Origin of the sequence: Pseudomonas anguilliseptica (genome assembly GCF_900105355.1) — a bacterium.
Taxonomy (GTDB): Bacteria; Pseudomonadota; Gammaproteobacteria; order Pseudomonadales; family Pseudomonadaceae; genus Aquipseudomonas; species Aquipseudomonas anguilliseptica.
Genome location: NZ_FNSC01000001.1, coordinates 391,226 through 414,626 on the forward strand (window position 1 = coordinate 391,226; position 23,401 = coordinate 414,626).

Genomic DNA, 23,401 nt, shown 5'->3' on the forward strand with positions numbered 1-23,401 from the left:
TGGATTATACCGGCTCAGGTGACGAACCTAGGGGTCAAAACCTGGTGCGGCCGGTTGCGCCACAGGTCGATACCTGTCCAACAACCAGTTCAACTCCTGGGCCGTCAGCACGATCGCATCTTCGCCAGGTTCCGGATGCGACTTGAAGCGTTCAGCCTCCAATCGCTTGAGCCACAGGCAAAAGCCGTTGCGCTCCCAATACAAAATCTTCACCCGGCTGCGCGCGCGGTTGAGGAAGACGAACAGCACCGGGTCGAACACCGCCACCTTGATATCCAGCTCGACCAGGGCGGCCAGGCCATCGATGGATTTTCGGAAATCCACCGGCTTGGGGTATAGATAGACTTTTTCGACTTTGGCGTCGGGGCGCATCATGACGGCTGGCTCCAGAAAGAAATTGGAGCTCAGCATTGGCTGGCCTGCGGATCATTTGTAGATGAGGTTTATGGAGCGCTTACGTTTGATCGAACCACGCCGCGCGGCACTTAACACCAGACGCAGGCCCTGCTCACGGGCATTGGCTTTAGGCGGTGCTTCGGCAGCCGTAAAGTTCATCTGCGCAGCGCCCTTCTGACTCGAGGGCTGCACTTCCAGATACTGGCCGGTAACCAGAGTTTCCAGGTTGGCGGCGCGGGTCAGGCTGACCTCGGGCTTGACTACCCAAAACTGCGTACCGACCCGGGCAATCTGCTGCGTCGCCTGAGTGATCCGCGCATACAGAATCACCGCCTGCAGATCATCCGTCAGTTCGATGCGCTCCACTTTGCCAACCTCCAGGCCCTTGTAGCGAATCGCCGTACCTGGGCTGAGACCGTCGCCGCTGGGCACCCGAATAGTCAGCTCTACACCTTTCTGCAACGCCACTTCCTGGCTGCTGTACAGGCTGAAGCGCTCGACCCGCTTATTGCCTTTGGGGGCATTGGGATTCGGGGCTTCAAAGGCAATGCCACCTGCCAGCAAGGTCTGCAATGATTCGCTCTTGACCTCAACGCAGGACAGTCCGCCCTTCAGCGTAATGCCGCTGGCATTCCAGAAGCGCGTGCTGCTGTTTACCAGATGCGCATGCTCAGGCTCGATGTGCACGCCAAAGGCCACCTGTTTGTCATCACGTGACAGCTGAAAACTCTGCACCGTACCGACTTTGACCTGCTTGAACAGGATCGGGCTGCCTACCTCCAGAGAACCGCGTGTGTCGCTGAACAACACCAGATGCAAACCCGGCGCTGACAGGTCGAGCGGCGGGGCTTTGGCTCTGGCGACAAAATCACGCAGCGGAGGATTGCCGGCGTCGCCCGGCCGGATGGCGATGTAGTTGCCCTTAACCAGCGCTTCCAATCCGGTTATCCCAGCCAGGGAAATCGATGGTTTGACCACCCAGAAATCGGTGCCTTCAACCAGGTAGTCTTCGGTGCGTGGGTCGAGCATCAATTCCACCCGTGCACCACTGAGATCCTGATCAACCTTGAAGGTCTTCATATGACCGACCTGGATACCCTTGTACATCACCGGCGTGCGACCGGGCTCCAGGCCTTCAAACTCATGCAGCTTGAGCGATACGCGAATGCCGGCCTGTGCGCTGTCGAAGTCTTCATACAGGCGAAATGGCAGGCTCGGATCAGTCGGCGGGCTATCTTTGCGGTGTTCAGGCGTAGCGAAGGCAATTCCGCCCGCGACAATGCTCGCCAAAGATTCGGTGCGTACTTTCACTCCAGATAAACCGGCATCGATAGAGACGCCGCTGGCATTCCAGAAACGCGTGTGTTTGCGCACCAGAGAGGCAAACTCGGGTTCAATAAACACCTTCACCTCAATCAGGTTCTGCTCCTCAACCAAGGCATAACTTTTCACCCGGCCCACCTGGATCTGCTTGTAGAACACCGGGCTGTCGCGGTTGAGCGAGCCAAGTCGCTCGGCTTTGAGGGTCAGGTGCAAACCAGGCGCGGTGTCGGCCAAGGGTGGCGGCTCACTCAGCGCAGTGAATTTACGTGTAGGCTCGCCATCACCAGGACTGGCTGTGATGTAGTTACCCGACACCAGGGTTTCCAACCCGGTGATGCCCGCCAGAGAAACGCTCGGCTTGACCAGCCAGAAGCGAGTATTGGTACGCAGATGCTGCTCAACCCGCTTATCCATTTCCAGGGTCGCACGCACACCACGCCGCTCGCCGCTGTCATCCAGCTCCAGAGCCGTGACCTTGCCAATCGGCATGCCTTTGAAGATCACTTCAGTCTTGCCCGACTGAATGCCATCACCGCTGGCGAACATCACCTGAATCTCGATACCTGCTTCGTTATAGGCACGCCAACCCAGCCAACCACCAATCAGTAACGCAATCAGCGGCAATACCCAGATAGCCGACCAGTTCGAAGCAGGGCGCGCTTTAGCCAATGGCAAATCATTCATGGTGGTCATCCAAGTCCGTGTCATCCCAAATCAAGCGGGGGTCGAAAGTTAAAGCAGCCAGCATGGTCAGCACCACCACACTGGCAAACGCGGTCGCGCCGTAGCCGGGAACAATGCTCGCCAAACTGCCGAAGTTAACCACCGCCACCAGGATCGCGATGACAAAAATATCCAGCATCGACCAGCGCCCGATCCATTCAATAAAGCGGTACATCAACACGCGCTGACGCGCCGACATCGGTTGATGGCGCTGCACCGAATACAGCAGCAGGGCAATACCAACCAGCTTGAACGTCGGCACCACAATACTGGCGATAAATACCACCGCGGCAATCGGCAGCATGCCGTAGTTCACCAACTCGATAACCCCCGACATGATAGTGTCGGACTGGCCCTTGCCCAGCGAATTGACCGTCATGATCGGCAGCAGGTTGGCCGGGATATACAGCACTGCCGCCGTCAGCAATAACGCCCAGGTACGCATCAGACTGTTGGGACGGCGCGCATGCAAGTGTCCGCCGCAGCGCGTGCAGAATTGCTTGTCGCTGCCCGGCTGCTGCGGATTGAGTTGATGACATTCATGGCAAATCAACAATCCGGCATCAATTGCCCGCATGCGCATCCTCCCCCGACAAGGCTTCCCAGATCTGATGGGGCGACATTGTCACCTCCAGCCAGACCTGAACCAGTAACAGCGCAACAAAACACAGCAGTCCCAGGCCAATGCTCAACTCGGCCAGATCGACCAGTTTCACAATCGCCACCAAGATGCCCATCAGGTAGACCTCAAGCATACCCCACTCGCGCATATGGTGATAAAGCAGTAGGCCATAACTGCGGCCGATATCCAGGCGAATACTCAGCAGCACGGCAAACTGGCACAACAGCTTGAGCAGTGGCACCGCCATACTGCAGAGAAAGACCACCACGGCCACGCCCTGCATGCCGCTGTTATACAACCCGAGCACGCCCGTCCAGACGGTGTCCTCAGTCGCCTGCCCGAGCAGATTGAGTTGCATGATCGGCAAGAAGTTGGCTGGGATATACAACAACAAAGCCGCAATCACCAACGCCATGCTGCGGCGCACGACCTGTGCACGATGGGTATACAACTCATAGCCACAGCGCGGGCATTCGACCCGCTCACCTGCAGCAGCTTCAGGCTTGCGCAGCAACAGATCGCACTCATGACAGGCAATCAGCTGCTTAAGTTCAAGTTCGGAAAGTGGTTCAGAACGTGCCGGTCCGGCCATAGAAGAACCCTGATTAAAGTGCGCTTAGGCATCATAGCCATAAGCCGTTTAGTTGCCTATCAAAGGCGCACCTGCGCCTGGTTTGTTTTCGCGGCGCAAAGTAAAACCCCCGACCAGTTTCCTGATCGGGGGTTTTGGTGTAGGTGCTTGACGATGACCTACTCTCACATGGGGAAACCCCACACTACCATCGGCGATGCATCGTTTCACTACTGAGTTCGGGATGGGATCAGGTGGTTCCAATGCTCTATGGTCGTCAAGCGATTCAGCTGGGATGTCGCGGTTAGGCGCTATCCCGAATTGGGTATGTGATGTCTTAGTTTGTAGTTTCGCAAATTTTCGGCTGTTGCAGTCTTCATAGAGACACACAAACATCAAATTGTTTGGGTGTTATATGGTCAAGCCTCACGGGCAATTAGTATTGGTTAGCTCAACGCCTCACAGCGCTTACACACCCAACCTATCAACGTCGTAGTCTTCGACGGCCCTTTAGGGAACTCAAGGTTCCAGTGAGATCTCATCTCGAGGCAAGTTTCCCGCTTAGATGCTTTCAGCGGTTATCTTTTCCGAACATAGCTACCCGGCAATGCCACTGGCGTGACAACCGGAACACCAGAGGTTCGTCCACTCCGGTCCTCTCGTACTAGGAGCAGCCCCTCTCAAATCTCAAACGTCCACGGCAGATAGGGACCGAACTGTCTCACGACGTTCTAAACCCAGCTCGCGTACCACTTTAAATGGCGAACAGCCATACCCTTGGGACCGGCTTCAGCCCCAGGATGTGATGAGCCGACATCGAGGTGCCAAACACCGCCGTCGATATGAACTCTTGGGCGGTATCAGCCTGTTATCCCCGGAGTACCTTTTATCCGTTGAGCGATGGCCCTTCCATACAGAACCACCGGATCACTAAGACCTACTTTCGTACCTGCTCGACGTGTCTGTCTCGCAGTCAAGCGCGCTTTTGCCTTTATACTCTACGACCGATTTCCGACCGGTCTGAGCGCACCTTCGTACTCCTCCGTTACTCTTTAGGAGGAGACCGCCCCAGTCAAACTACCCACCATACACTGTCCTCGATCCGGATAACGGACCAGAGTTAGAACCTCAAGGTTACCAGGGTGGTATTTCAAGGATGGCTCCACGCGAACTGGCGTCCACGCTTCAAAGCCTCCCACCTATCCTACACAAGTAAACTCAAAGTCCAGTGCAAAGCTATAGTAAAGGTTCACGGGGTCTTTCCGTCTAGCCGCGGATACACTGCATCTTCACAGCGATTTCAATTTCACTGAGTCTCGGGTGGAGACAGCGCCGCCATCGTTACGCCATTCGTGCAGGTCGGAACTTACCCGACAAGGAATTTCGCTACCTTAGGACCGTTATAGTTACGGCCGCCGTTTACCGGGGCTTCGATCAAGAGCTTCGCGTTAGCTAACCCCATCAATTAACCTTCCGGCACCGGGCAGGCGTCACACCCTATACGTCCACTTTCGTGTTTGCAGAGTGCTGTGTTTTTAATAAACAGTCGCAGCGGCCTGGTATCTTCGACCGGCATGGGCTTACGTAGTAAATACTTCACCCTCACCGGCGCACCTTCTCCCGAAGTTACGGTGCCATTTTGCCTAGTTCCTTCACCCGAGTTCTCTCAAGCGCCTTGGTATTCTCTACCTAACCACCTGTGTCGGTTTGGGGTACGGTTCCTAATTACCTGAAGCTTAGAAGCTTTTCCTGGAAGCATGGCATCAACCACTTCGTCACCTAAAAGGTAACTCGTCATCAGTTCTCGGCCTTGATTTCCCGGATTTACCTAAGAAACCAGCCTACCACCTTAAACACGGACAACCAACGCCGTGCTGGCCTAGCCTTCTCCGTCCCTCCATCGCAGTAATTAGAAGTACGGGAATATTAACCCGTTTCCCATCGACTACGCATTTCTGCCTCGCCTTAGGGGCCGACTCACCCTGCGTCGATTAACGTTGCGCAGGAAACCTTGGTCTTTCGGCGTGGGAGTTTTTCACTCCCATTGTCGTTACTCATGTCAGCATTCGCACTTCTGATACCTCCAGCAAGCTTATCAACTCACCTTCACAGGCTTACAGAACGCTCCTCTACCGCTCAACTTACGTTGAACCCGTAGCTTCGGCGTATGGTTTGAGCCCCGTTACATCTTCCGCGCAGGCCGACTCGACTAGTGAGCTATTACGCTTTCTTTAAAGGGTGGCTGCTTCTAAGCCAACCTCCTAGCTGTCTAAGCCTTCCCACATCGTTTCCCACTTAACCATAACTTTGGGACCTTAGCTGACGGTCTGGGTTGTTTCCCTTTTCACGACGGACGTTAGCACCCGCCGTGTGTCTCCCGTGCTGACACTTGCTGGTATTCGGAGTTTGCATCGGTTTGGTAAGTCGGGATGACCCCCTAGCCGAAACAGTGCTCTACCCCCAGCAGTGATACACGAGGCGCTACCTAAATAGCTTTCGAGGAGAACCAGCTATCTCCGAGCTTGATTAGCCTTTCACTCCGATCCACAGGTCATCCGCTAACTTTTCAACGGTAGTCGGTTCGGTCCTCCAGTCAGTGTTACCTAACCTTCAACCTGCCCATGGATAGATCGCCCGGTTTCGGGTCTATACCCAGCGACTAAACGCCCTATTAAGACTCGCTTTCGCTACGCCTCCCCTATTCGGTTAAGCTCGCCACTGAATATAAGTCGCTGACCCATTATACAAAAGGTACGCAGTCACCCAACAAAGTGGGCTCCCACTGCTTGTACGCATACGGTTTCAGGATCTATTTCACTCCCCTCTCCGGGGTTCTTTTCGCCTTTCCCTCACGGTACTAGTTCACTATCGGTCAGTCAGTAGTATTTAGCCTTGGAGGATGGTCCCCCCATATTCAGACAAAGTTTCTCGTGCTCCGTCCTACTCGATTTCATTGATAAGAGAATTTCGTGTACGGGGCTATCACCCACTACGGCGGCACTTTCCAGAGCCTTCCACTATTCTCAAATCAACTTAAGGGCTAGTCCCCGTTCGCTCGCCACTACTAAGGGAATCTCGGTTGATTTCTATTCCTCAGGGTACTTAGATGTTTCAGTTCCCCTGGTTCGCCTTACACACCTATGTATTCAGTGTGTAATAACCAGCTTATGCTGGCTGGGTTCCCCCATTCAGAGATCTCCGGATCAAAGTCTGCTTGCCGACTCCCCGGAGCTTATCGCAGGCTACAACGTCTTTCATCGCCTCTGACTGCCAAGGCATCCACCGTATGCGCTTCTTCACTTGACCATATAACCCCAAGCAATCTGGTTATTGCCTCTAACGTGAAGACGACATTCGCCGAAAATTTGCAATTGAGAACTACAAATTTTACCTTGACCAGATTAATTACCAGTGAAAGTAATTAATCAGTCACTTCTATCACATACCCAAATTTTTAAAGAACGATTTGTTACTGATCAAAGACCAGAAATCAACATTCATCTACTTGCAGTAGGAACGTTCATTTCTGAACTCTCAACGAGGCTGTATATGGTGGAGCCAAGCGGGATCGAACCGCTGACCTCCTGCGTGCAAGGCAGGCGCTCTCCCAGCTGAGCTATGGCCCCATATTCTTACAAGGCCAAACCCCACAACAATTGGTGGGTCTGGGCAGATTCGAACTGCCGACCTCACCCTTATCAGGGGTGCGCTCTAACCAACTGAGCTACAGACCCAATCGTCTTTCGCAATGAATCAAGCAATTCGTGTGGGAACTTATGAAGAAGCTGAAGTCTTCGATTAAGGAGGTGATCCAGCCGCAGGTTCCCCTACGGCTACCTTGTTACGACTTCACCCCAGTCATGAATCACACCGTGGTAACCGTCCCCCTTGCGGTTAGACTAGCTACTTCTGGTGCAACCCACTCCCATGGTGTGACGGGCGGTGTGTACAAGGCCCGGGAACGTATTCACCGTGACATTCTGATTCACGATTACTAGCGATTCCGACTTCACGCAGTCGAGTTGCAGACTGCGATCCGGACTACGATCGGTTTTATGGGATTAGCTCCACCTCGCGGCTTGGCAACCCTTTGTGCCGACCATTGTAGCACGTGTGTAGCCCTGGCCGTGAGGGCCATGATGACTTGACGTCATCCCCACCTTCCTCCGGCTTGTCACCGGCAGTCTCCTTAGAGTTCCCACCATAACGTGCTGGTAACTAAGGACAAGGGTTGCGCTCGTTACGGGACTTAACCCAACATCTCACGACACGAGCTGACGACAGCCATGCAGCACCTGTGTCTGAGCTCCCGAAGGCACCAATCCATCTCTGGAAAGTTCTCAGCATGTCAAGGCCAGGTAAGGTTCTTCGCGTTGCTTCGAATTAAACCACATGCTCCACCGCTTGTGCGGGCCCCCGTCAATTCATTTGAGTTTTAACCTTGCGGCCGTACTCCCCAGGCGGTCAACTTAATGCGTTAGCTGCGCCACTAAAATCTCAAGGATTCCAACGGCTAGTTGACATCGTTTACGGCGTGGACTACCAGGGTATCTAATCCTGTTTGCTCCCCACGCTTTCGCACCTCAGTGTCAGTATCAGTCCAGGTGGTCGCCTTCGCCACTGGTGTTCCTTCCTATATCTACGCATTTCACCGCTACACAGGAAATTCCACCACCCTCTACCGTACTCTAGCTCAGGAGTTTTGAAAGCAGTTCCCAGGTTGAGCCCGGGGATTTCACTTCCAACTTACTGAACCACCTACGCGCGCTTTACGCCCAGTAATTCCGATTAACGCTTGCACCCTTCGTATTACCGCGGCTGCTGGCACGAAGTTAGCCGGTGCTTATTCTGCCGGTAACGTCAAAACAATAACGTATTAGGTTACTGCCCTTCCTCCCAACTTAAAGTGCTTTACAATCCGAAGACCTTCTTCACACACGCGGCATGGCTGGATCAGGCTTTCGCCCATTGTCCAATATTCCCCACTGCTGCCTCCCGTAGGAGTCTGGACCGTGTCTCAGTTCCAGTGTGACTGATCATCCTCTCAGACCAGTTACGGATCGTCGCCTTGGTGAGCCATTACCTCACCAACTAGCTAATCCGACCTAGGCTCATCTAATGGCGCGAGGTCCGAAGATCCCCCGCTTTCTCCCGTAGGACGTATGCGGTATTAGCGTCCGTTTCCGAACGTTATCCCCCACCACAAGGCAGATTCCCAGGCATTACTCACCCGTCCGCCGCTCTCAAGAGAAGCAAGCTTCTCTCTACCGCTCGACTTGCATGTGTTAGGCCTGCCGCCAGCGTTCAATCTGAGCCATGATCAAACTCTTCAGTTCAATACTGCTTGGGTTTTGAAAAAACCCTAAACCTAGCTCAGCAATCGCAAAAAACCCTCAAATTAACGAGTATTACTTGTGATGCTGACAACCTTGCGACTAGCAGTCTTACCTCACAAGCACCCACACGAATTGCTTGATTCAGTTGTTAAAGAGCGGTTGGTTAAGCCTTTCGCCTCAACCGAGGCGCGCACTCTACAGCAGCCTCATCTTCCGTCAAGTGATTTCGAAAATTTCTTTTCAATCTCAACTACTTGCGCTTTCGATCGACATCTAGCTTATCGTCAGCGGGAGGCGAATTCTACAGCATTTCAAATCGCTGTCAACCGCCTCTTTTACCGCTTTCGACCACCTCGACCAAACCTCGCCAGGCTCAAACACTACCACCTGAAGAAGAGGCGCATTCTACGCAGCTTTCGCTGCTTTGCAACCCCTTATTTAAATCTAACTTCTTGCTTTATAAGAAGTTTAAGGAGCCGCATACGCCTGAAGAGCTGCGCATTATAGGGACTGGCAAAAGAAGGTCAATCGATTGTTATGCTTTTGTTTCAAAAGCCGCTAATCGAGAGCCACGACTACTCCACACCCATGCGCCGACCGCAAAAACGACAAAGCCGTTGAAGCTGACGCTTCAACGGCTTTGTAGAACCACACGCGTAGTAACTAGGCGCCCTTACCGCGACGAAGGCGCAGCAGGTACTGAATCGGCCCCGAGGCCGCGTAGGCCAAGAAAATGATCAGCAGAATCCGCGGCGGATCACTGAACACCACCGCGAACACCAACACCACCGCAAGAATAGCCACGAACGGCACACGACCTTTAAGGTCTAGATCCTTGAAGCTGTTGTACTTGATATTGCTGACCATCAGCATACCGGCAGCCGCCACCAGGATGGCAACCACAAAGGCCATATTCGGACCCTTAATGCCGAAATCACTGAAGGCCCACACCGTACCCGCCACTACACCCGCCGCAGCAGGACTGGCCAGGCCGATAAAGTAGCGCTTGTCGACACTGCCGATCTGCGTATTGAAGCGCGCCAGACGCAACGCCGCACCCGCTACATAGATGAAGGCGACCATCCAACCGACCTTACCCATGCTACCCAACGCCCACTCAAAGGCGAGCAAGGCAGGCGCCACACCAAAGGCAACCATATCGGACAGCGAGTCATACTCGGCACCGAAAGCACTCTGAGTATTAGTTAGGCGCGCAACACGCCCATCCAGACCATCCAGCACCATGGCAACAAACACCGCAGCAGCCGCCACATAGAAGTTGCCGTTCATGGCATTGATGATGGCGTAGAAGCCAGCAAACAGGTTGGCCGTAGTAAACAGGTTGGGCAGCAGATAAATACCGCGATGACGGACCTTGCGCCCTTCGGCGTCATGCCCCTCTTCTATATGCTCATCGATTGGCAGCAAACTTTCGGCATCGACGGGAGACTGCGGCTCATCTGGACGTTCATTCATGAACAACACCTTGCAACGGATTTGGAGAATTTCGACAAGCGCTGACAACAACGATTCATAGCAGCGCCCATGCAACACTCAGGCTTTATACCAGAAGCCTTGCCGCACCATGAAAAAACGCGGCCTTAGCCGCGTTTTTTCTTACGTCACAGAACCTTAGTTCTTGGCTTTGTCGACGATTTTGTTGGCACCAATCCACGGCATCATGGAACGCAGTTGCTCACCGATGATTTCGATACCATGGGCAGCGTTGTTACGACGCTTGGCGGTCATCGAAGGGTAGCCAGTAGCGCCTTCGCTGATGAACATCTTGGCGTATTCGCCGTCCTGGATACGCTTCAGCGCGTTGCGCATTGCCTGACGGGATTCGGCGTTGATGACTTCCGGTCCGGTCACGTACTCACCGTATTCGGCGTTGTTGGAGATCGAGTAGTTCATGTTGGCGATACCACCTTCGTACATGAGATCGACGATCAGCTTCAGTTCGTGCAGGCACTCGAAGTAGGCCATTTCCGGCGCGTAGCCAGCTTCAACCAGGGTTTCGAAACCGGCTTTGACCAGCTCAACGGCACCGCCACAGAGAACAGCCTGTTCGCCGAATAGGTCGGTTTCAGTCTCATCCTTAAAGGTGGTTTCGATGATACCGGTGCGGCCGCCACCTACACCCGAAGCGTACGACAGAGCAACATTCTTGGCGTTGCCGGAGGCGTCCTGGTAGATGGCGATCAGATCAGGGATACCGCCGCCCTTGACGAACTCGGAGCGCACGGTGTGACCTGGAGCCTTCGGCGCTATCATGATCACGTCGAGGTCGCTGCGTGGCACAACCTGGTTGTAGTGAATGGCGAAGCCGTGGGAGAAAGCCAGAGTCGCGCCCTTTTTGATGTTTGGCTCGATCTCGCTCTTGTACAACTGGGACTGGAACTCGTCCGGGGTCAGGATCATCACCAGGTCGGCAGCGGCAACAGCGCTGGCCACGTCAGTCACTTTCAGGCCATGAGCTTCTGCCTTGGCAACGGTAGCCGAGCCCTTACGCAGGCCAACGGTCACGTCAACACCGGAGTCTTTCAGGTTGCACGCTTGCGCGTGGCCCTGGGAGCCGTAACCGATGATCGCAACTTTCTTACCCTGAATGATCGAGAGGTCACAGTCTTTGTCGTAATAAACTTTCATGTTCTTGGCTCTTTTAATCGGAAAGGGATGGGGTGCATGCACCGCGACGGAGACACCTTAAGTGATCCGCTAAATTGCGTAAAATGATATATTCGCAACACAACATGCCGATATTTGAAACACTCATGGATAGTCACGCCCTCAGGCTCTTTCTCGCTCTAGCCGACAACCTGCACTTCGGCAAAACCAGCCGTGAGCAACACGTTAGTCCTTCCGCGCTTAGCCGCAGCATCAAACAGCTTGAGGAGGAACTCGGCGCTCCATTGTTTCTGCGCGACAACCGCTCAGTACGCCTGACCCGAGAGGGACAACAGTTCCGCGAGTACGCTAGCGAGGTTCTTAATGGCTGGCAGGCCATCCGCCAAACCTTCAAGCAGGACCAGTTAATCCTGCACGGGGAGCTTTCCCTGTATTGCTCGGTAACAGCCAGCTACAGCTTCCTCTATGACATCTTGAGCAGCTTTCGCCAGGACTACCCGCGCATTGAAATGAAACTGCACACCGGCGCCCCCGCAAAAGCTGTCGAGCGCGTACAGGAAGGACTGGAGGACCTGGCCATCGGCGCCCGCCCCGACAACTTACCAGGCGGTATCGCATTTCAATCGATTGCCCGTTCCGCCCTTTGCTTTATCGGCCCACTGTCTCCCCAACTGCTAACCGAGGAGCAAGTGAAGCGCCCCAGCACAGATACCTGGAAAGACGTACCGATGATTCTCTCAGAAGAAGGCCTTGCCAGGACTCGCACCGATAGATGGTTAAAACACCACAATATCAAACCGCGTATTTACGCCCAGGTGAGTGGCAATGAGGCCATCGTCAGCATGGTGAGCCTGGGTTTCGGTATTGGCGTAGTGCCGCAAATCGTCCTCGACAACAGCCCACTGACCGCACGCATCCGCACCTACGATATTCAGCCACCGTTAACCGCATACGACATTGGCCTGTTCGCACTGGAGAAGCGCCTTAAAGATCCGCTGATCAGCGCCTTCTGGAATCGCCAACGCTAAGCGTGTTTAACAACACCCGCCCTGCGCGAGACGCTTACTTAATCTGCTGGCGGATTAAGCGAAAGCCCAGAAACGCAAAATCCCTCAGGGATCTCTCCCTGAGGGATTTTCGTTTTATTAGCACAACGCAATTAGATGCTCAGCACCTTGTCGCCGCGAGCAATACCGGTGACACCACTGCGCACGGTTTCCAGAATCGACGCAGTGCCGATGGCTTGGATAAAGCTGTCCAGCTTGTCGCTCGTGCCAGCTAGTTGAATGGTGTACACGCTGCTGGTCACATCGACGATCTGCCCCCGGAAGATGTCTGTAGTACGTTTGACTTCCGCACGCTGAGCGCCAGTCGCCTTGACCTTGACCAGCATCAGTTCGCGCTCGACGTGAGCGCTTTCCGATAGGTCGACCAGTTTGACCACCTCAACCAGCTTATTGAGGTTTTTGGTGATCTGCTCGATGACTTCATCATGCCCAACAGTGGTCAGCGTCAGACGCGACAAAGTCGGGTCTTCAGTCGGCGCGACAGTCAGGCTTTCGATGTTGTAGTTGCGCTGCGAGAACAGACCAACCACGCGGGACAGTGCGCCGGGCTCGTTTTCCAGCAGCAGGGAAATAATGTGTCGCATGTTAGGTACGCTCCGTCTTGCTCAGCCACATATCGCGCATTGCACCGTCTTTGATCTGCATCGGGTAGACGTGCTCACTGGTATCAACCTGGATATCGAGGAACACCAGGCGATCTTTCATCGCGAAGGCCTCCTCCATCTTCGGTTTTAGATCCTTCAGATCCGTGATGCGCATGCCGACATGACCATAGGCCTCGGCCAGCTTGACGAAGTCCGGCAACGATTCCATATAGGAATGCGAATGACGGCTACCGTAGTTCATGTCCTGCCACTGGCGCACCATACCCAGTGCACCGTTGTTCAAGTTGACGATTTTCACCGGCAAACCGTACTGCAGGCAGGTCGACAGCTCCTGAATGTTCATCTGGATACTGCCTTCACCGGTAACGCAGGCAACCTCGTCATCCGGGAAGCTCAGTTTGACGCCCATGGCTGCAGGGAAACCAAAGCCCATGGTGCCCAGGCCGCCGGAGTTGATCCAACGGTTCGGCTTGTTGAAGCGATAGTACTGGGCAGCAAACATCTGGTGCTGACCCACGTCGGAGGTCACGAAAGCATCGCCACCGGTAACTTCGGACAGCGTCTCAATCACGGTCTGCGGCTTGATGATGCTGCCGTCGCCCTTGTCGTAAGGGAACATGATGCGGCCGCCGCGCCACTCTTCGACCTGCTTCCACCAGCTCGCCAGCGCATCCTTGTTCAGCTGCTCGCCGATCTCTTTAAGGATAGCGACCATTTCGGCCATCACACTATCAACCGGGCCGACGATTGGGATATCGGCCTTGATCGTCTTGGAGATGGAGGCCGGATCGATATCGACGTGGATGATCTTGGCATTCGGGCAGAACTTACTCGCGCCGTTGATCACCCGATCATCGAAGCGTGCACCAACCGCCAGAATCACATCGGCGTGGTGCATTGCCAGGTTGGCGGTGTAACTGCCGTGCATGCCGAGCATGCCGAGGAACTGGCGATCGGTACCTGGATAGCCACCCAAACCCATCAAGGTGTTGGTGACCGGCAGGTTGAGCATCTGCGCCAGTTCAGTCAGCGGCGCTGCAGCACCGCCCATGATCACGCCACCACCGGAGTAGATGACTGGCCGCTTGGCTGTCAGCAGCAATTCAGCCGCCTTGCGGATTTGCCCGGAATGTCCGCGCAGAGCCGGGCTGTAGGAGCGCAGCTTGACCTTTTTCGGATAGACGTACTCGAACTTCTCAGCCGGGTTGGTCATGTCCTTGGGAATATCTACAACCACTGGGCCTGGACGGCCGGATTGCGCCAGATAGAAAGCTTTCTTCAGGACTTCCGGGATTTCCGAGGCGTGCTTGATCATAAAGCTGTGCTTTACGATCGGCCGGGAGATACCGATCATGTCGGTTTCCTGGAAGGCATCGGTGCCGACCATGGTGCTCGGCACCTGACCTGACAACACCACCATCGGGATGGAGTCCATGTAGGCAGTAGCAATGCCGGTAATGGCATTGGTTGCGCCAGGACCGGACGTTACCAGCACCACGCCGGCTTTACCGGTGGCACGGGCATAGCCGTCTGCCATATGGGTTGCCGCTTGCTCATGACGAACCAGGATGTGCTGCACTTCCGGCTCTTTGAACAAGGCATCGTAGATGTGTAGAAGAGCACCGCCCGGGTACCCATAGATGTTCTTAACGCCTTCGTCACGCAAAAAGCGGACGACCATTTCAGCGCCGGATAAAAGCTCCACGTTGTTCACCTCTAAAACGCCAGAAAACCGCCCAACAAGGAGGGCGGCCTAAGATAGGTTTACTGCCAGCAGAGCATGAGCGACGGTGGTCGCCGACTACGTCAGCTACTACTGAGCAAGTATTGGGAATGCCCCAAAGTGTTGCGGGGTTTTCCCACCCAGCGCGAGGTAACGCGTTGCGGGTGTAACAGGTCGGCGCGGGTATGCACCTCATGTCTACTGAGCTAAAGCCTGCTTGCGGCGGACTCCACTACAGCGAGCGTGGAATTGTTCGGATTCGGCGCTACCAAGTCAAGCAATCCGTGATTGAATCTGCAATCTTCTGCTGTGACGCAGCGCAGGATGACGATTCGAACATTTTGGTTATAGTAGTGGGCAGGCACCGCAGCTCAACATAAGGAAACCGCATGCGCCGCATGATGATCACCAGCAGCTTGCTGCTCGCCATGAGCGCCACCGCCATGGCCAGCCAGGTTTACAAGTGGGTCGACGCTCAGGGCGTGACGCACTTCAGCGCACAGCCGCCACAAGGCCAAGACGCAACCAGCATCAATACCGCAACACCGCCGCCAAAGCCTGCTGTTGCGGAAGAAAAGAAAGCTGCGCCGACCTTTGAGAGCATCGCCGACCCCGAGCAGGCAGCCATTGATGAGAAGATTAAGCAAGAGGTTGCCGCCAAGGAAGTAGAGCGCAAGAAATACTGCGAAGATGTGCGCACCAACCTCGCACAGCTGCAGAACAACCCGCGCGTACGCACGGAAGTAGACGGTGAACTGCGTCGCCTAAGCGAAGAAGAGCGCCAGAGCCGTATCAGCGAGGCACAGAAGGCAATTGCCGAAAACTGCAAGTAAGCCAGTTGGCGCGACTCAGCTCGCGCCAACAATCAGCTGATCGAACTCACCCAACAGCTTGATCAGCTCTCTAGCCTTTTTGGCCTGCCCACCATACACCTGCTCGGCCATCGGTTGAATCCCGGACACGCTGGGCAATGCCACCCCGGCTTCCAGCATTTGTTTCATCCTTGGTAGAAATATCCACTGCAGCCACTGCTCGAACGCCAGCGTATCGACACAGAACGGCTGCTGACTGGATAACGCCTGCGCACTGGGCGACTGCATCTCCCACCAGCCGAGCAGACGCAGTTCACGTTCGATCAGCAGCAACTGTTCTGCCACGGCAAGCACACGCGCATCCATCAGAGGCTGACTCGCGCCTGTTCACGGGCCTGAGCGGCACCCGCTGCATCACCCTGGCGCTCACGGGCCTGGGCAATAAGGTTCCACAGACTGGCCTGCAGAGCAGGGCGACCACTGGCATAACTCAGGCCGCGACGGGCGAACTGTTCGGCCTGCGCAGCATCACCCTGAGCCAGGCGAACCTCAGCCAAACGGTACAGCACCTGCGGTTCACGTGGAGCAATACGCTGAGCACGCTCCAAGCTGGAGGCAGCGCCATTCAGATCACCACCACCCTGCTGTTGCTGAGCCGTAGTCAACAAGGCCAGAACCGGACCATCCAGCTGCTCATCCATGGCCAAACTACCGCTTGGAATGCCACTGGGCGCCGGCGCGGCATAACCGCCTTGAGTAGCTGCTGGCGGCGTAGCGCTCCACGGCTGCGTTGCATCCAGCGGAGCACTACCCGCAGGGAACGACTGAATCGGCGCGGAACTCCCCCCACCGCCAGGCACCATCACCACCACGCCGGAGTCTTCCGGCAAGGCCTGAGGCTGTGTAACTGGAGCACCATAGCCACCAGGTGTGCCCGACTGGGCGCCGGCTACCGCACTGCCGCCCTCAACAACAGGAATTGAGCCGCGCGGCACACTGCTGCAACCTGCCAGTACCAGCGACACAGTTACAGCTGGAATCAACCACTTATTCACATCAAACCCTCTCGCTTAATCCAACCAGCCGCGCACCCAATCCATCACTTCGTTGACTGGTGCCTGAATACCACAGCCCGGCCCGGCAAGAGGCTGGCTGCCGCGAACATACGGCATCTGTACTGCATTCGGACAACTGGGGTCAGTGCCCTGGCCGCTACTAGCATCCACCCAGGCCTGCACCACATTATCTGGCACAGGCATATCCAATGGCAGCGGGTCGGCCTTGCGCATAAAGTCCGTCCATACCTGCAGCGCACCGGTAGCCCCGGTCAACGGCGTCGGCCCGTTGTCATCTCGCCCCAGCCAGACCACAGCCAGAACGCCCTGACTGAAGCCGGCAAACCAGCTGTCGCGCGAGTCGTTACTGGTGCCGGTCTTGCCGGCCAAGGCCAGAGAGCGCGGCAGTTGGCCGTAAACCGAGCGCCCTGTGCCTTCTGACATCGTACGCTGCATGGCGTTCTGCAGTAGGTAGATGGCACCGCTGTCGAAGCGTTGCTGAATCTGATACGGGTAGCGCTTGAGCGGCTCCCCTTCTGCCGTCAATACCGCACGAATACCACGCAACGGCGTGTTGAAACCGCCATTTGCCAGGGTCTGGTACATATTCGCCACGCCCATCGGGCTCAGCCCACCCGCGCCCAACAGCATCGACGGATAGGCCGGCCATTGCTGCTCGACACCCAAACGGTTAAGGGTCTTCAGCACTTCCGGCACACCGATTTCCAGCCCCAGCTTGGCGGTGGACAGGTTGTAAGAGTTGACCAACCCCTGATACAGGTAAATCGTGCCGTGGGCCTTGCGGTCGTAATTCTGCGGACTCCACACCTGGCCATTGGCACCCTTGATGGAGAACGGCTGATCCTCCAGCAGGCTGGTCAGGGTGTACTGACTCGGCCGTTCGAGCGCCGTCAGATAGATCGCCGGCTTGATCAGCGAGCCAATCGGCCGAACCGCATCCAATGCCCGGTTGAAGCCGGCAAAGCGCGGCTGACGACTGCCGATGATCGCCTGCACTTCACCACTTTCCGGACTGGTCACGACCATGCCCGCCTCAACCTGATCAACCCCTTTGCGCCCAGACAGACGCTTGAGCGTGTCCGCCAGGGCGCTTTCTGCCTTGAGCTGCAAAATCGGATCAAAGCTGGTGAAAATGCGCAGACCTTCTTCGGTCAGGTCCTGCTCTTGGTAATCCTCGCGCAACTGGCGCTTGACCAGATCGAGAAAAGCCGGGAAAGAACTGTCCGCCAGACTACCGCGACGGGTGATGCCCAGCGGCTTCTGTTTCGCCGCCTCTACCTCTTCGACACTGGCTACGCCCTGCTCTGCCAGCACATCCAGCACCAGGTTACGCCGCTCCAGCGCGCGCTCAGGGTTACGCCGCGGATTGTAGTAAGTCGGCCCCTTGACCATACCGACCAGCAGAGCGACCTGATCAAGCTTCAGTTCGGACAGCGGCTGACTGAAGAAATACTGGCTGGCCAGACCAAAGCCATGCACCGCGCGCTGACCGTCCTGACCAAGGAAAACCTCGTTGAGGTAGGCTTCAAGAATGTCTTTTTTGTCGTAATGCAGCTCCAGCAGCACCGCCATCATGGCTTCGGTGGCCTTGCGCGAGAGGCTGCGCTCATTGGTCAGGTAGAAGTTCTTCACCAATTGTTGAGTGAGGGTGCTGCCACCCTGACGCAGCTGACCGGCGGTGGCGTTGATCCACACCGCACGGGCAATGCCCTTGGGCGACACACCGAAGTGATTGAAGAACTCACGATCTTCAATCGCCACCAGGGTTTCCACCAGATAAGGCGGCACCTGCTCCAGCTTGATCAGCACACGATCTTCCTGGTGCGCCGGGTACAACCCACCGATCAGTAACGGCTCCAGCCGCGCCACCGCCAGGTTGCCACCACCAGCCTGAGTCAGCCCGGCAACGTAATCACCGGAAAAACGCACACGCACGCGCTGCGACGGTTCGGTACTTTCATAGAATTGAAAGCCGCGTGAATGCAGCTCGATGTTGTTGCCCGCAACCGACACCCCACCGGGGCCGGCCACAGCGTTTTCGCGGCGATAGCCCAGGGCATCCAGCTCCTTGAGGAAGTCATCCTTGGCCAGCTTCTGCCCCACGAACAACTCCAGCGGCCTGGCATACACCTTGGCGGGCACAGTCCAGCGCTTGCCGGAGAATTTCTCCTGCACCACTGCATCGAGGTAAACCGCAAACACGGCGAGCACTACCAGACCGACCAGGCCGAGCTTGATAGCCCAGCCCAACCAGGGGCGCATACCGCCGGAGCGGCGTTTAGAACGGGGACGGGAAGATCGGGTACGAGTCATGGCGCGGCATTATACGCACTTTGCCCACTTGCCAGCAGGCCAGCAGGCCAGCACAGAGGTTTGCAGACGGACATTGAGCCGCCATAATGGCCGCTTCTTATTTCAGTACAACGCCAAGGATCGCCCGTGAGCCAAGCTCTGATCGCCGCACTGCAGAACCCGGCCCTCTACCCCCATCCCGTGGAGCAGTTTCAGGTTATCGAAACCTATATTTCCTGGGTGGTGCTTACCGGCCCCTTTGCCTACAAGATCAAGAAACCGATGAACTTCGGCTTTCTCGACTTCACCGAGCTGAGCGCCCGCGAGCACTTCTGCAAGGAAGAGCTGCGTCTCAACCAGCGCCTGACTCAGGGCCTTTATCTGGAAGTACTGCCGATCAGTGGCAGCACCGATACGCCACAGCTCGGCGGCAGCGGCCCGGCCATCGAATATGCACTGAAAATGCGCCAATTCCCGCAAAGTCAGCTACTCAGTGACGTGCAGGCACGCGGCGAACTGAGCGAGGCGCATATCGATGCCCTGGCCAAACAAATTGCCGACTTCCACGCCTCGACCCCAGTCGTCGCAACCAACCATGCACTGTGCACACCTGAAGCAATCGTCGCGCCGATGCGACAGAACTTCGAACAGATCCGCCCGATGCTCAATGACGCGGCCGACCTGCAGCAGCTGGAAGCCCTGGAGGCCTGGACTGAAGCTAACTGCGTGCGCCTTGAACCACTGCTGGCCTCGCGCGCAGCCAATGGCTCAATTCGCGAATGCCACGGCGACATCCACCTGGGCAATGCCACCCTGCACGACGGCCAAGTGGTGCTGTTCGACTGTATCGAATTCAACGAGCCGTTCCGCCTGATCGATATTGCCTCGGACGCTGCATTCCTTGCCATGGACTTGGAAGACCGCGGCCTCAAGGCCCACGCCTGGCGCTTCGTCAATGGCTGGCTGGAGCACACAGGCGATTACGCCGCTCTGGAACTGCTGAATTTCTACAAAGCCTACCGCGCCCTGGTACGCGCCAAGGTCGCGTTGTTCAGCCTGGCCCATCAGACCGATGCGGTGCAGAAAGCCGTGACCCTGCGCCAGTACCGCAACTACGCCAATCTGGCGGAAAGCTACAGCGCCATCCCGTCGAACTTCCTGGCCATTACCCACGGTGTTTCTGCAGTGGGTAAAAGCCATGTGGCCATGCGCCTGGTTGAGGCACTGGGCGCTATTCGCCTGCGGTCGGATGTGGAGCGCAAGCGTCTGTTCGGTGAGCAGCAGGCTGCCAACCTCGGCAAACTCAGCGCCGGCATCTACACCCAGGACGCCAGTGCCGCCACTTACCAGCGCCTGCACCAGCTCGCCGAAGCGGTCCTGCACGCCGGCTTTCCGGTAGTCATCGACGCCACTTACCTCAAGCAGGCGCAGCGCGAGGCAGCCAGCCAAGTGGCCGAAGCCTGCGGCGCCCCCTTCATCATTCTGGAGTGCAGCGCTCCCGATGAAGTGATCGCCAGCTGGCTGGAACAGCGCAAATCCGCCGGCAGCGATCCGTCCGATGCCACCATGGACGTTGTGCGCGCCCAGCAGGCCAGCCGCGAAGCATTGAGTGACGATGAGCTGTTGCACAGCAAGCGCGTCGACACCCACGAAAGCGCCAGCCTGGACACCCTGATCGCACGCATTCGCCAGCGCCTGCCAGGCCTGTAACCAGAAACGGCTAACGACGTTGCGGCGCGAGCAGAGCGCGCCGCGGCTTCTATACTGGCGGTGAGTCAATAAGGAGATGCACCATGAGCCAGCCCCGACAACTGGATAACCCGCTGTATGTCCTGATCCGCAACGAACAAATCTCCGCTTTTAATGCGCAAAAACCCAAAGACACAGTCGTCGACCTGAGCGACGGTGATTTTCGCGGCATTGACCTGCGCGCCCTGGATGCCCAAGACATCAACTTCACCAACGCCTACTTTCGCGGCACTGACCTGCGCGGCCTTGACCTGCGCAACGCCAAGCTCGAAGGCGCCAGCCTGGCCCATGCGCAGATTTCCGGCGCCTACTTCCCGGTCGAACTGACAGCTGACGAGATTCTTATGTCGGTGAATTTCGGCACCCGCCTGCGCTACAACACCCGTTGAGAGGCAATCACGTCAGCCGACTGTTCGGCGCCCGAGCAGATGCCTACGCCAGCTTCCGCCCGCATTACCCAGAAAGCCTGTTTGCCTGGCTGGCCGCACAATGCCCAGAGCGCCTGCGGGCGCTGGATATCGCCTGCGGCAACGGTCAGGCCAGCCACCCACTGCTTCAGCATTTCAAGCAGGTACTGGCCTGCGATGCCAGTCTTGAGCAGTTGCAGGCTGGCGCAGATCAGACAGGGCTGCACCTGTTCGTCGCCGAAGCGCAGACACAACCGCTACCCAGCCATAGCCTGGATCTGATCGTGGTGGCGCAGGCACTGCACTGGTTCGCCACTCCAGCGTTCTTTAGTGAAGTGCGTCGCCTGCTGCAGCCTGGCGGCGTGTTCTGTGCCTGGTGTTACAGCCTGATGCGCATTGACGATGAGCTGGACACACTAATCGACGACCTTTACTGGAATACTCTCGGCGGCTATTGGCCTGCAGGCCGCGCCAGTGTCGATGCCGGCTACCGCGATATCGACAATCCCTTTGCCCCTCTCGCCCCGCCCGCCTCGGCTATCGAAGCCAGCTGGACACTCGAACACCTGTTGGGCTATCTGCGCACCTGGTCAGCGGTGCAACGTTACGAGCAGCAAAACGGCGTCGATCCACTGCTGCAACTGCAACCAACGCTGCGCCAGGCCTGGGGTGATGCCAAACAGCCACGCTTTGTCCGCTGGCCGCTACACTTTCTGGCAGGCACGCAAAACTGACTCCACCCGCACGACTGCCCAGCAGCGCAAGGAGGCTTGATGAACGATGAACTGCAACACCTGAAGAACCTCGGCAAAACCTCAGCCCAGTGGTTACACGCGGTTGGCATTCACAACGCCAATGACCTGCGTCGACTGGGTGCGGTCAGCGCTTATCGAGCGGTACGCGCGCGGGGCTTCAGGGCATCCAAGGTGCTGTTGTATGCAATTGAAGGCGCACTGCTGGACGTGCACTGGAACGAGCTGCCACCCGGGCATAAGGCCGAACTGAATGGTCAGCTCGATGAAACTTTACCCCACAACAAGAGCTAGCTCACAACCTCTCAGGCTTTTGATTTACCTGAGGCGCGCTGGCAACTATTGTTCTAGGGACGTTCGTGCGGCTTAGTATGCCCAGCCAGTTCAAGGGAATTCGCTCATGTATTTACTCGGGGAGCAACCGGCTTACGCCGATCAGCTGATCAACCGACTACAAAGCATCCCCACTCAATTGCTCGATGGGCTTGCACCTGCTGGATCACCACTACAGCTTGAGCGCGCGGAAGACCTGGCCAAGATGCTGCCGGGCAATCAGTTGTTCATCATTGAAAATGGCCTGCTGCATGCTTTGGTCGATGAACGCCCGCTGTTTTATCTACAGGAAGGCGACCTGGTTGGCCTACGCCAGGGCCTGGACATACCCAGCTGCCGCTACAGCAGTGAAGAACAGCTGAGCCTGATTCCCTACTCACGTAGCGACGTGTTCAAACACATTTATTCCAGCGAACAGCGCCAGGAACTGTTTATCCAGTACCTGATCGGCCATACCGCTCTGCTTTCCGATGCCCTGGCACGCTTGAAACAACCCGAAATTCGCCCATCCACCGGTTTCCAGCATTTTGCTGCGGGTGAAGAGCTGATCCACCAAGGTGATGTCGCCGATAACGTATTTATCATCATCGAAGGTCATGCCGAAGCGTACGTCGACGGACACAAGGTCGGTGACGTACAGAAGGATGAAATCTTCGGCGCCATGGCGGTATTCACCCGCGAGAAACGCAGCGCCACCGTATTGGCCAGTGAGCCCTGCACCGTGATGGTCATTCCCAAAGAGCAATTCCTCAGCCTGATGCAGAGTAACCCGCGGATTGCCCACAGCCTGATTGAGAGCATGGCCAAGCGCATCGACCTACTGAACAAGGAAGTCACCCAGCTGCGCCTACCGGCCGAAGCATCCTGAGCCCGCTGGCTACCTCAACAACCCGACCCTGTGTCGGGTTGTTTGTTTATGGGCCGAACAAACATTTGGCAGGCTGATAAAAAAGTTGGATTAAGGGTGTTGACTTGAAAATGAGAAC

At 56.3% G+C, this 23,401-nt stretch carries 17 protein-coding genes, 2 tRNA genes, 3 rRNA genes and 1 pseudogene; 7 read left to right on the top strand and 16 right to left on the bottom strand.

Annotated features, from left to right (window positions below; all coding sequences use genetic code 11):
- Positions 1–27 precede the first annotated feature (27 nt).
- The 11 genes and pseudogenes from tnpB to ilvC all read right to left on the bottom strand — a co-directional run bounded on the left by tnpB (position 28) and on the right by ilvC (position 11,620).
- Entirely contained in the window at positions 28–411 is a 384-nt protein-coding gene (gene tnpB, locus BLW24_RS02000; protein WP_244161065.1) for an IS66 family insertion sequence element accessory protein TnpB, read from the bottom strand.
- Positions 412–459: 48 nt separating this feature from the next.
- Positions 460–2,403: pseudogene (locus tag BLW24_RS02005) on the bottom strand (PqiB family protein); the annotation flags it as partial.
- On the bottom strand, positions 2,396–3,019 hold the full coding sequence (locus BLW24_RS02010; RefSeq protein ID WP_090387604.1) for a paraquat-inducible protein A: 624 nt from the start codon (positions 3,017–3,019) through the stop codon (positions 2,396–2,398). The gene BLW24_RS02010 and the pseudogene BLW24_RS02005, both read right to left, overlap by 8 nt.
- On the bottom strand, positions 3,006–3,656 hold the full coding sequence (locus BLW24_RS02015) for a paraquat-inducible protein A (RefSeq protein ID WP_090376052.1): 651 nt from the start codon (positions 3,654–3,656) through the stop codon (positions 3,006–3,008). The genes BLW24_RS02010 and BLW24_RS02015 overlap by 14 nt, the downstream gene beginning before the upstream one ends.
- Positions 3,657–3,801: 145 nt before the next feature.
- A 5S ribosomal RNA gene (gene rrf / locus BLW24_RS02020) occupies positions 3,802–3,917 on the bottom strand.
- A gap of 133 nt (positions 3,918–4,050) precedes the next feature.
- Positions 4,051–6,941: ribosomal RNA gene (locus BLW24_RS02025) — 23S ribosomal RNA — on the bottom strand.
- A 244-nt stretch (positions 6,942–7,185) separates the two neighbouring features.
- Positions 7,186–7,261: transfer RNA gene (locus tag BLW24_RS02030), tRNA-Ala, on the bottom strand.
- Positions 7,262–7,292: 31 nt separating this feature from the next.
- Positions 7,293–7,369: transfer RNA gene (locus BLW24_RS02035), tRNA-Ile, on the bottom strand.
- A gap of 65 nt (positions 7,370–7,434) precedes the next feature.
- A 16S ribosomal RNA gene (locus BLW24_RS02040) occupies positions 7,435–8,971 on the bottom strand.
- Together the 16S, 23S and 5S rRNA genes with 2 tRNA genes alongside form the textbook arrangement of a ribosomal RNA operon.
- Positions 8,972–9,634: 663 nt before the next feature.
- Complete coding sequence (gene pssA / locus BLW24_RS02045; RefSeq protein WP_090376053.1) at positions 9,635–10,447, bottom strand: CDP-diacylglycerol--serine O-phosphatidyltransferase; 813 nt, start codon at positions 10,445–10,447, stop codon at positions 9,635–9,637.
- A gap of 156 nt (positions 10,448–10,603) precedes the next feature.
- The gene (ilvC, locus tag BLW24_RS02050; RefSeq protein WP_090376057.1) at positions 10,604–11,620 is read right to left on the bottom strand and encodes a ketol-acid reductoisomerase; all 1,017 of its coding nucleotides are present in this window, start codon (positions 11,618–11,620) and stop codon (positions 10,604–10,606) included.
- Positions 11,621–11,745: 125 nt separating this feature from the next.
- Between ilvC and ilvY the strand changes: the two genes are divergently transcribed.
- Entirely contained in the window at positions 11,746–12,627 is an 882-nt protein-coding gene (gene ilvY, locus BLW24_RS02055) for an HTH-type transcriptional activator IlvY (RefSeq protein ID WP_090376061.1), read from the top strand.
- A gap of 131 nt (positions 12,628–12,758) precedes the next feature.
- Here ilvY and ilvN read toward each other — a convergent pair whose 3' ends face one another.
- Entirely contained in the window at positions 12,759–13,250 is a 492-nt protein-coding gene (gene ilvN, locus BLW24_RS02060) for an acetolactate synthase small subunit (RefSeq protein ID WP_090256033.1), read from the bottom strand.
- Position 13,251: 1 nt separating this feature from the next.
- On the bottom strand, positions 13,252–14,976 hold the full coding sequence (locus tag BLW24_RS02065; protein ID WP_090387605.1) for an acetolactate synthase 3 large subunit: 1,725 nt from the start codon (positions 14,974–14,976) through the stop codon (positions 13,252–13,254).
- A 407-nt stretch (positions 14,977–15,383) separates the two neighbouring features.
- Between BLW24_RS02065 and BLW24_RS02070 the strand changes: the two genes are divergently transcribed.
- A complete protein-coding gene (locus BLW24_RS02070) occupies positions 15,384–15,827 on the top strand; it encodes a DUF4124 domain-containing protein (protein WP_090376064.1) in 444 nt (147 codons plus the stop codon).
- 15 nt (positions 15,828–15,842) lie between these two features.
- Here BLW24_RS02070 and BLW24_RS02075 read toward each other — a convergent pair whose 3' ends face one another.
- The 3 genes from BLW24_RS02075 to mrcB are packed head-to-tail and all read right to left on the bottom strand — an operon-like array spanning position 15,843 to position 19,195.
- A complete protein-coding gene (locus BLW24_RS02075; protein ID WP_090376067.1) occupies positions 15,843–16,172 on the bottom strand; it encodes a YqcC family protein in 330 nt (109 codons plus the stop codon).
- On the bottom strand, positions 16,172–16,861 hold the full coding sequence (locus BLW24_RS02080) for a tetratricopeptide repeat protein (RefSeq protein ID WP_090376070.1): 690 nt from the start codon (positions 16,859–16,861) through the stop codon (positions 16,172–16,174). Before BLW24_RS02080 ends, BLW24_RS02075 begins: the two co-directional genes overlap by 1 nt.
- 15 nt (positions 16,862–16,876) lie before the next feature.
- Positions 16,877–19,195: a penicillin-binding protein 1B gene (mrcB, locus tag BLW24_RS02085; RefSeq protein ID WP_090376072.1), complete on the bottom strand. Its 2,319-nt coding sequence runs from the start codon at positions 19,193–19,195 to the stop codon at positions 16,877–16,879.
- A 126-nt stretch (positions 19,196–19,321) separates the two neighbouring features.
- Here mrcB and BLW24_RS02090 point away from each other — a divergent pair, with 126 nt between their 5' ends.
- The 5 genes from BLW24_RS02090 (at position 19,322) to BLW24_RS02110 (ending at position 23,283) form a co-directional block, all read left to right on the top strand.
- A complete protein-coding gene (locus tag BLW24_RS02090) occupies positions 19,322–20,884 on the top strand; it encodes a bifunctional aminoglycoside phosphotransferase/ATP-binding protein (RefSeq protein WP_090376075.1) in 1,563 nt (520 codons plus the stop codon).
- An 83-nt stretch (positions 20,885–20,967) separates the two neighbouring features.
- A complete protein-coding gene (locus BLW24_RS02095) occupies positions 20,968–21,312 on the top strand; it encodes a pentapeptide repeat-containing protein (RefSeq protein ID WP_090376079.1) in 345 nt (114 codons plus the stop codon).
- The gene (locus BLW24_RS02100) at positions 21,309–22,064 is read left to right on the top strand and encodes a class I SAM-dependent methyltransferase (protein WP_090376082.1); all 756 of its coding nucleotides are present in this window, start codon (positions 21,309–21,311) and stop codon (positions 22,062–22,064) included. The genes BLW24_RS02095 and BLW24_RS02100 overlap by 4 nt, the downstream gene beginning before the upstream one ends.
- 39 nt (positions 22,065–22,103) lie before the next feature.
- Positions 22,104–22,376 (top strand): TfoX/Sxy family protein, encoded by a 273-nt coding sequence (locus BLW24_RS02105; protein ID WP_090376085.1) that lies wholly within the window; start codon positions 22,104–22,106, stop codon positions 22,374–22,376.
- A gap of 106 nt (positions 22,377–22,482) precedes the next feature.
- Positions 22,483–23,283 carry a Crp/Fnr family transcriptional regulator gene (locus BLW24_RS02110; protein ID WP_090376092.1) on the top strand — a complete coding sequence of 267 codons (801 nt, stop codon included), beginning with the start codon at positions 22,483–22,485 and terminating at the stop codon, positions 23,281–23,283.
- The last annotated feature ends 118 nt before the right edge of the window (positions 23,284–23,401 follow it).

Coding starts and splice junctions, on each gene's coding strand:
- BLW24_RS02095 (WP_090376079.1), top strand. CDS start 20,968: ATGAGCCAGCCCCGACAACTGGATAACCCGCTGTATGTCCTGATCCGC.
- BLW24_RS02075 (WP_090376067.1), bottom strand. CDS start 16,172: ATGGATGCGCGTGTGCTTGCCGTGGCAGAACAGTTGCTGCTGATCGAA.
- BLW24_RS02105 (WP_090376085.1), top strand. CDS start 22,104: ATGAACGATGAACTGCAACACCTGAAGAACCTCGGCAAAACCTCAGCC.
- BLW24_RS02010 (WP_090387604.1), bottom strand. CDS start 3,019: ATGCGGGCAATTGATGCCGGATTGTTGATTTGCCATGAATGTCATCAA.
- mrcB (WP_090376072.1), bottom strand. CDS start 19,195: ATGACTCGTACCCGATCTTCCCGTCCCCGTTCTAAACGCCGCTCCGGC.
- BLW24_RS02070 (WP_090376064.1), top strand. CDS start 15,384: ATGCGCCGCATGATGATCACCAGCAGCTTGCTGCTCGCCATGAGCGCC.
- BLW24_RS02110 (WP_090376092.1), top strand. CDS start 22,483: ATGTATTTACTCGGGGAGCAACCGGCTTACGCCGATCAGCTGATCAAC.
- tnpB (WP_244161065.1), bottom strand. CDS start 411: ATGCTGAGCTCCAATTTCTTTCTGGAGCCAGCCGTCATGATGCGCCCC.
- BLW24_RS02015 (WP_090376052.1), bottom strand. CDS start 3,656: ATGGCCGGACCGGCACGTTCTGAACCACTTTCCGAACTTGAACTTAAG.
- pssA (WP_090376053.1), bottom strand. CDS start 10,447: ATGAATGAACGTCCAGATGAGCCGCAGTCTCCCGTCGATGCCGAAAGT.
- ilvY (WP_090376061.1), top strand. CDS start 11,746: ATGGATAGTCACGCCCTCAGGCTCTTTCTCGCTCTAGCCGACAACCTG.
- ilvN (WP_090256033.1), bottom strand. CDS start 13,250: ATGCGACACATTATTTCCCTGCTGCTGGAAAACGAGCCCGGCGCACTG.
- ilvC (WP_090376057.1), bottom strand. CDS start 11,620: ATGAAAGTTTATTACGACAAAGACTGTGACCTCTCGATCATTCAGGGT.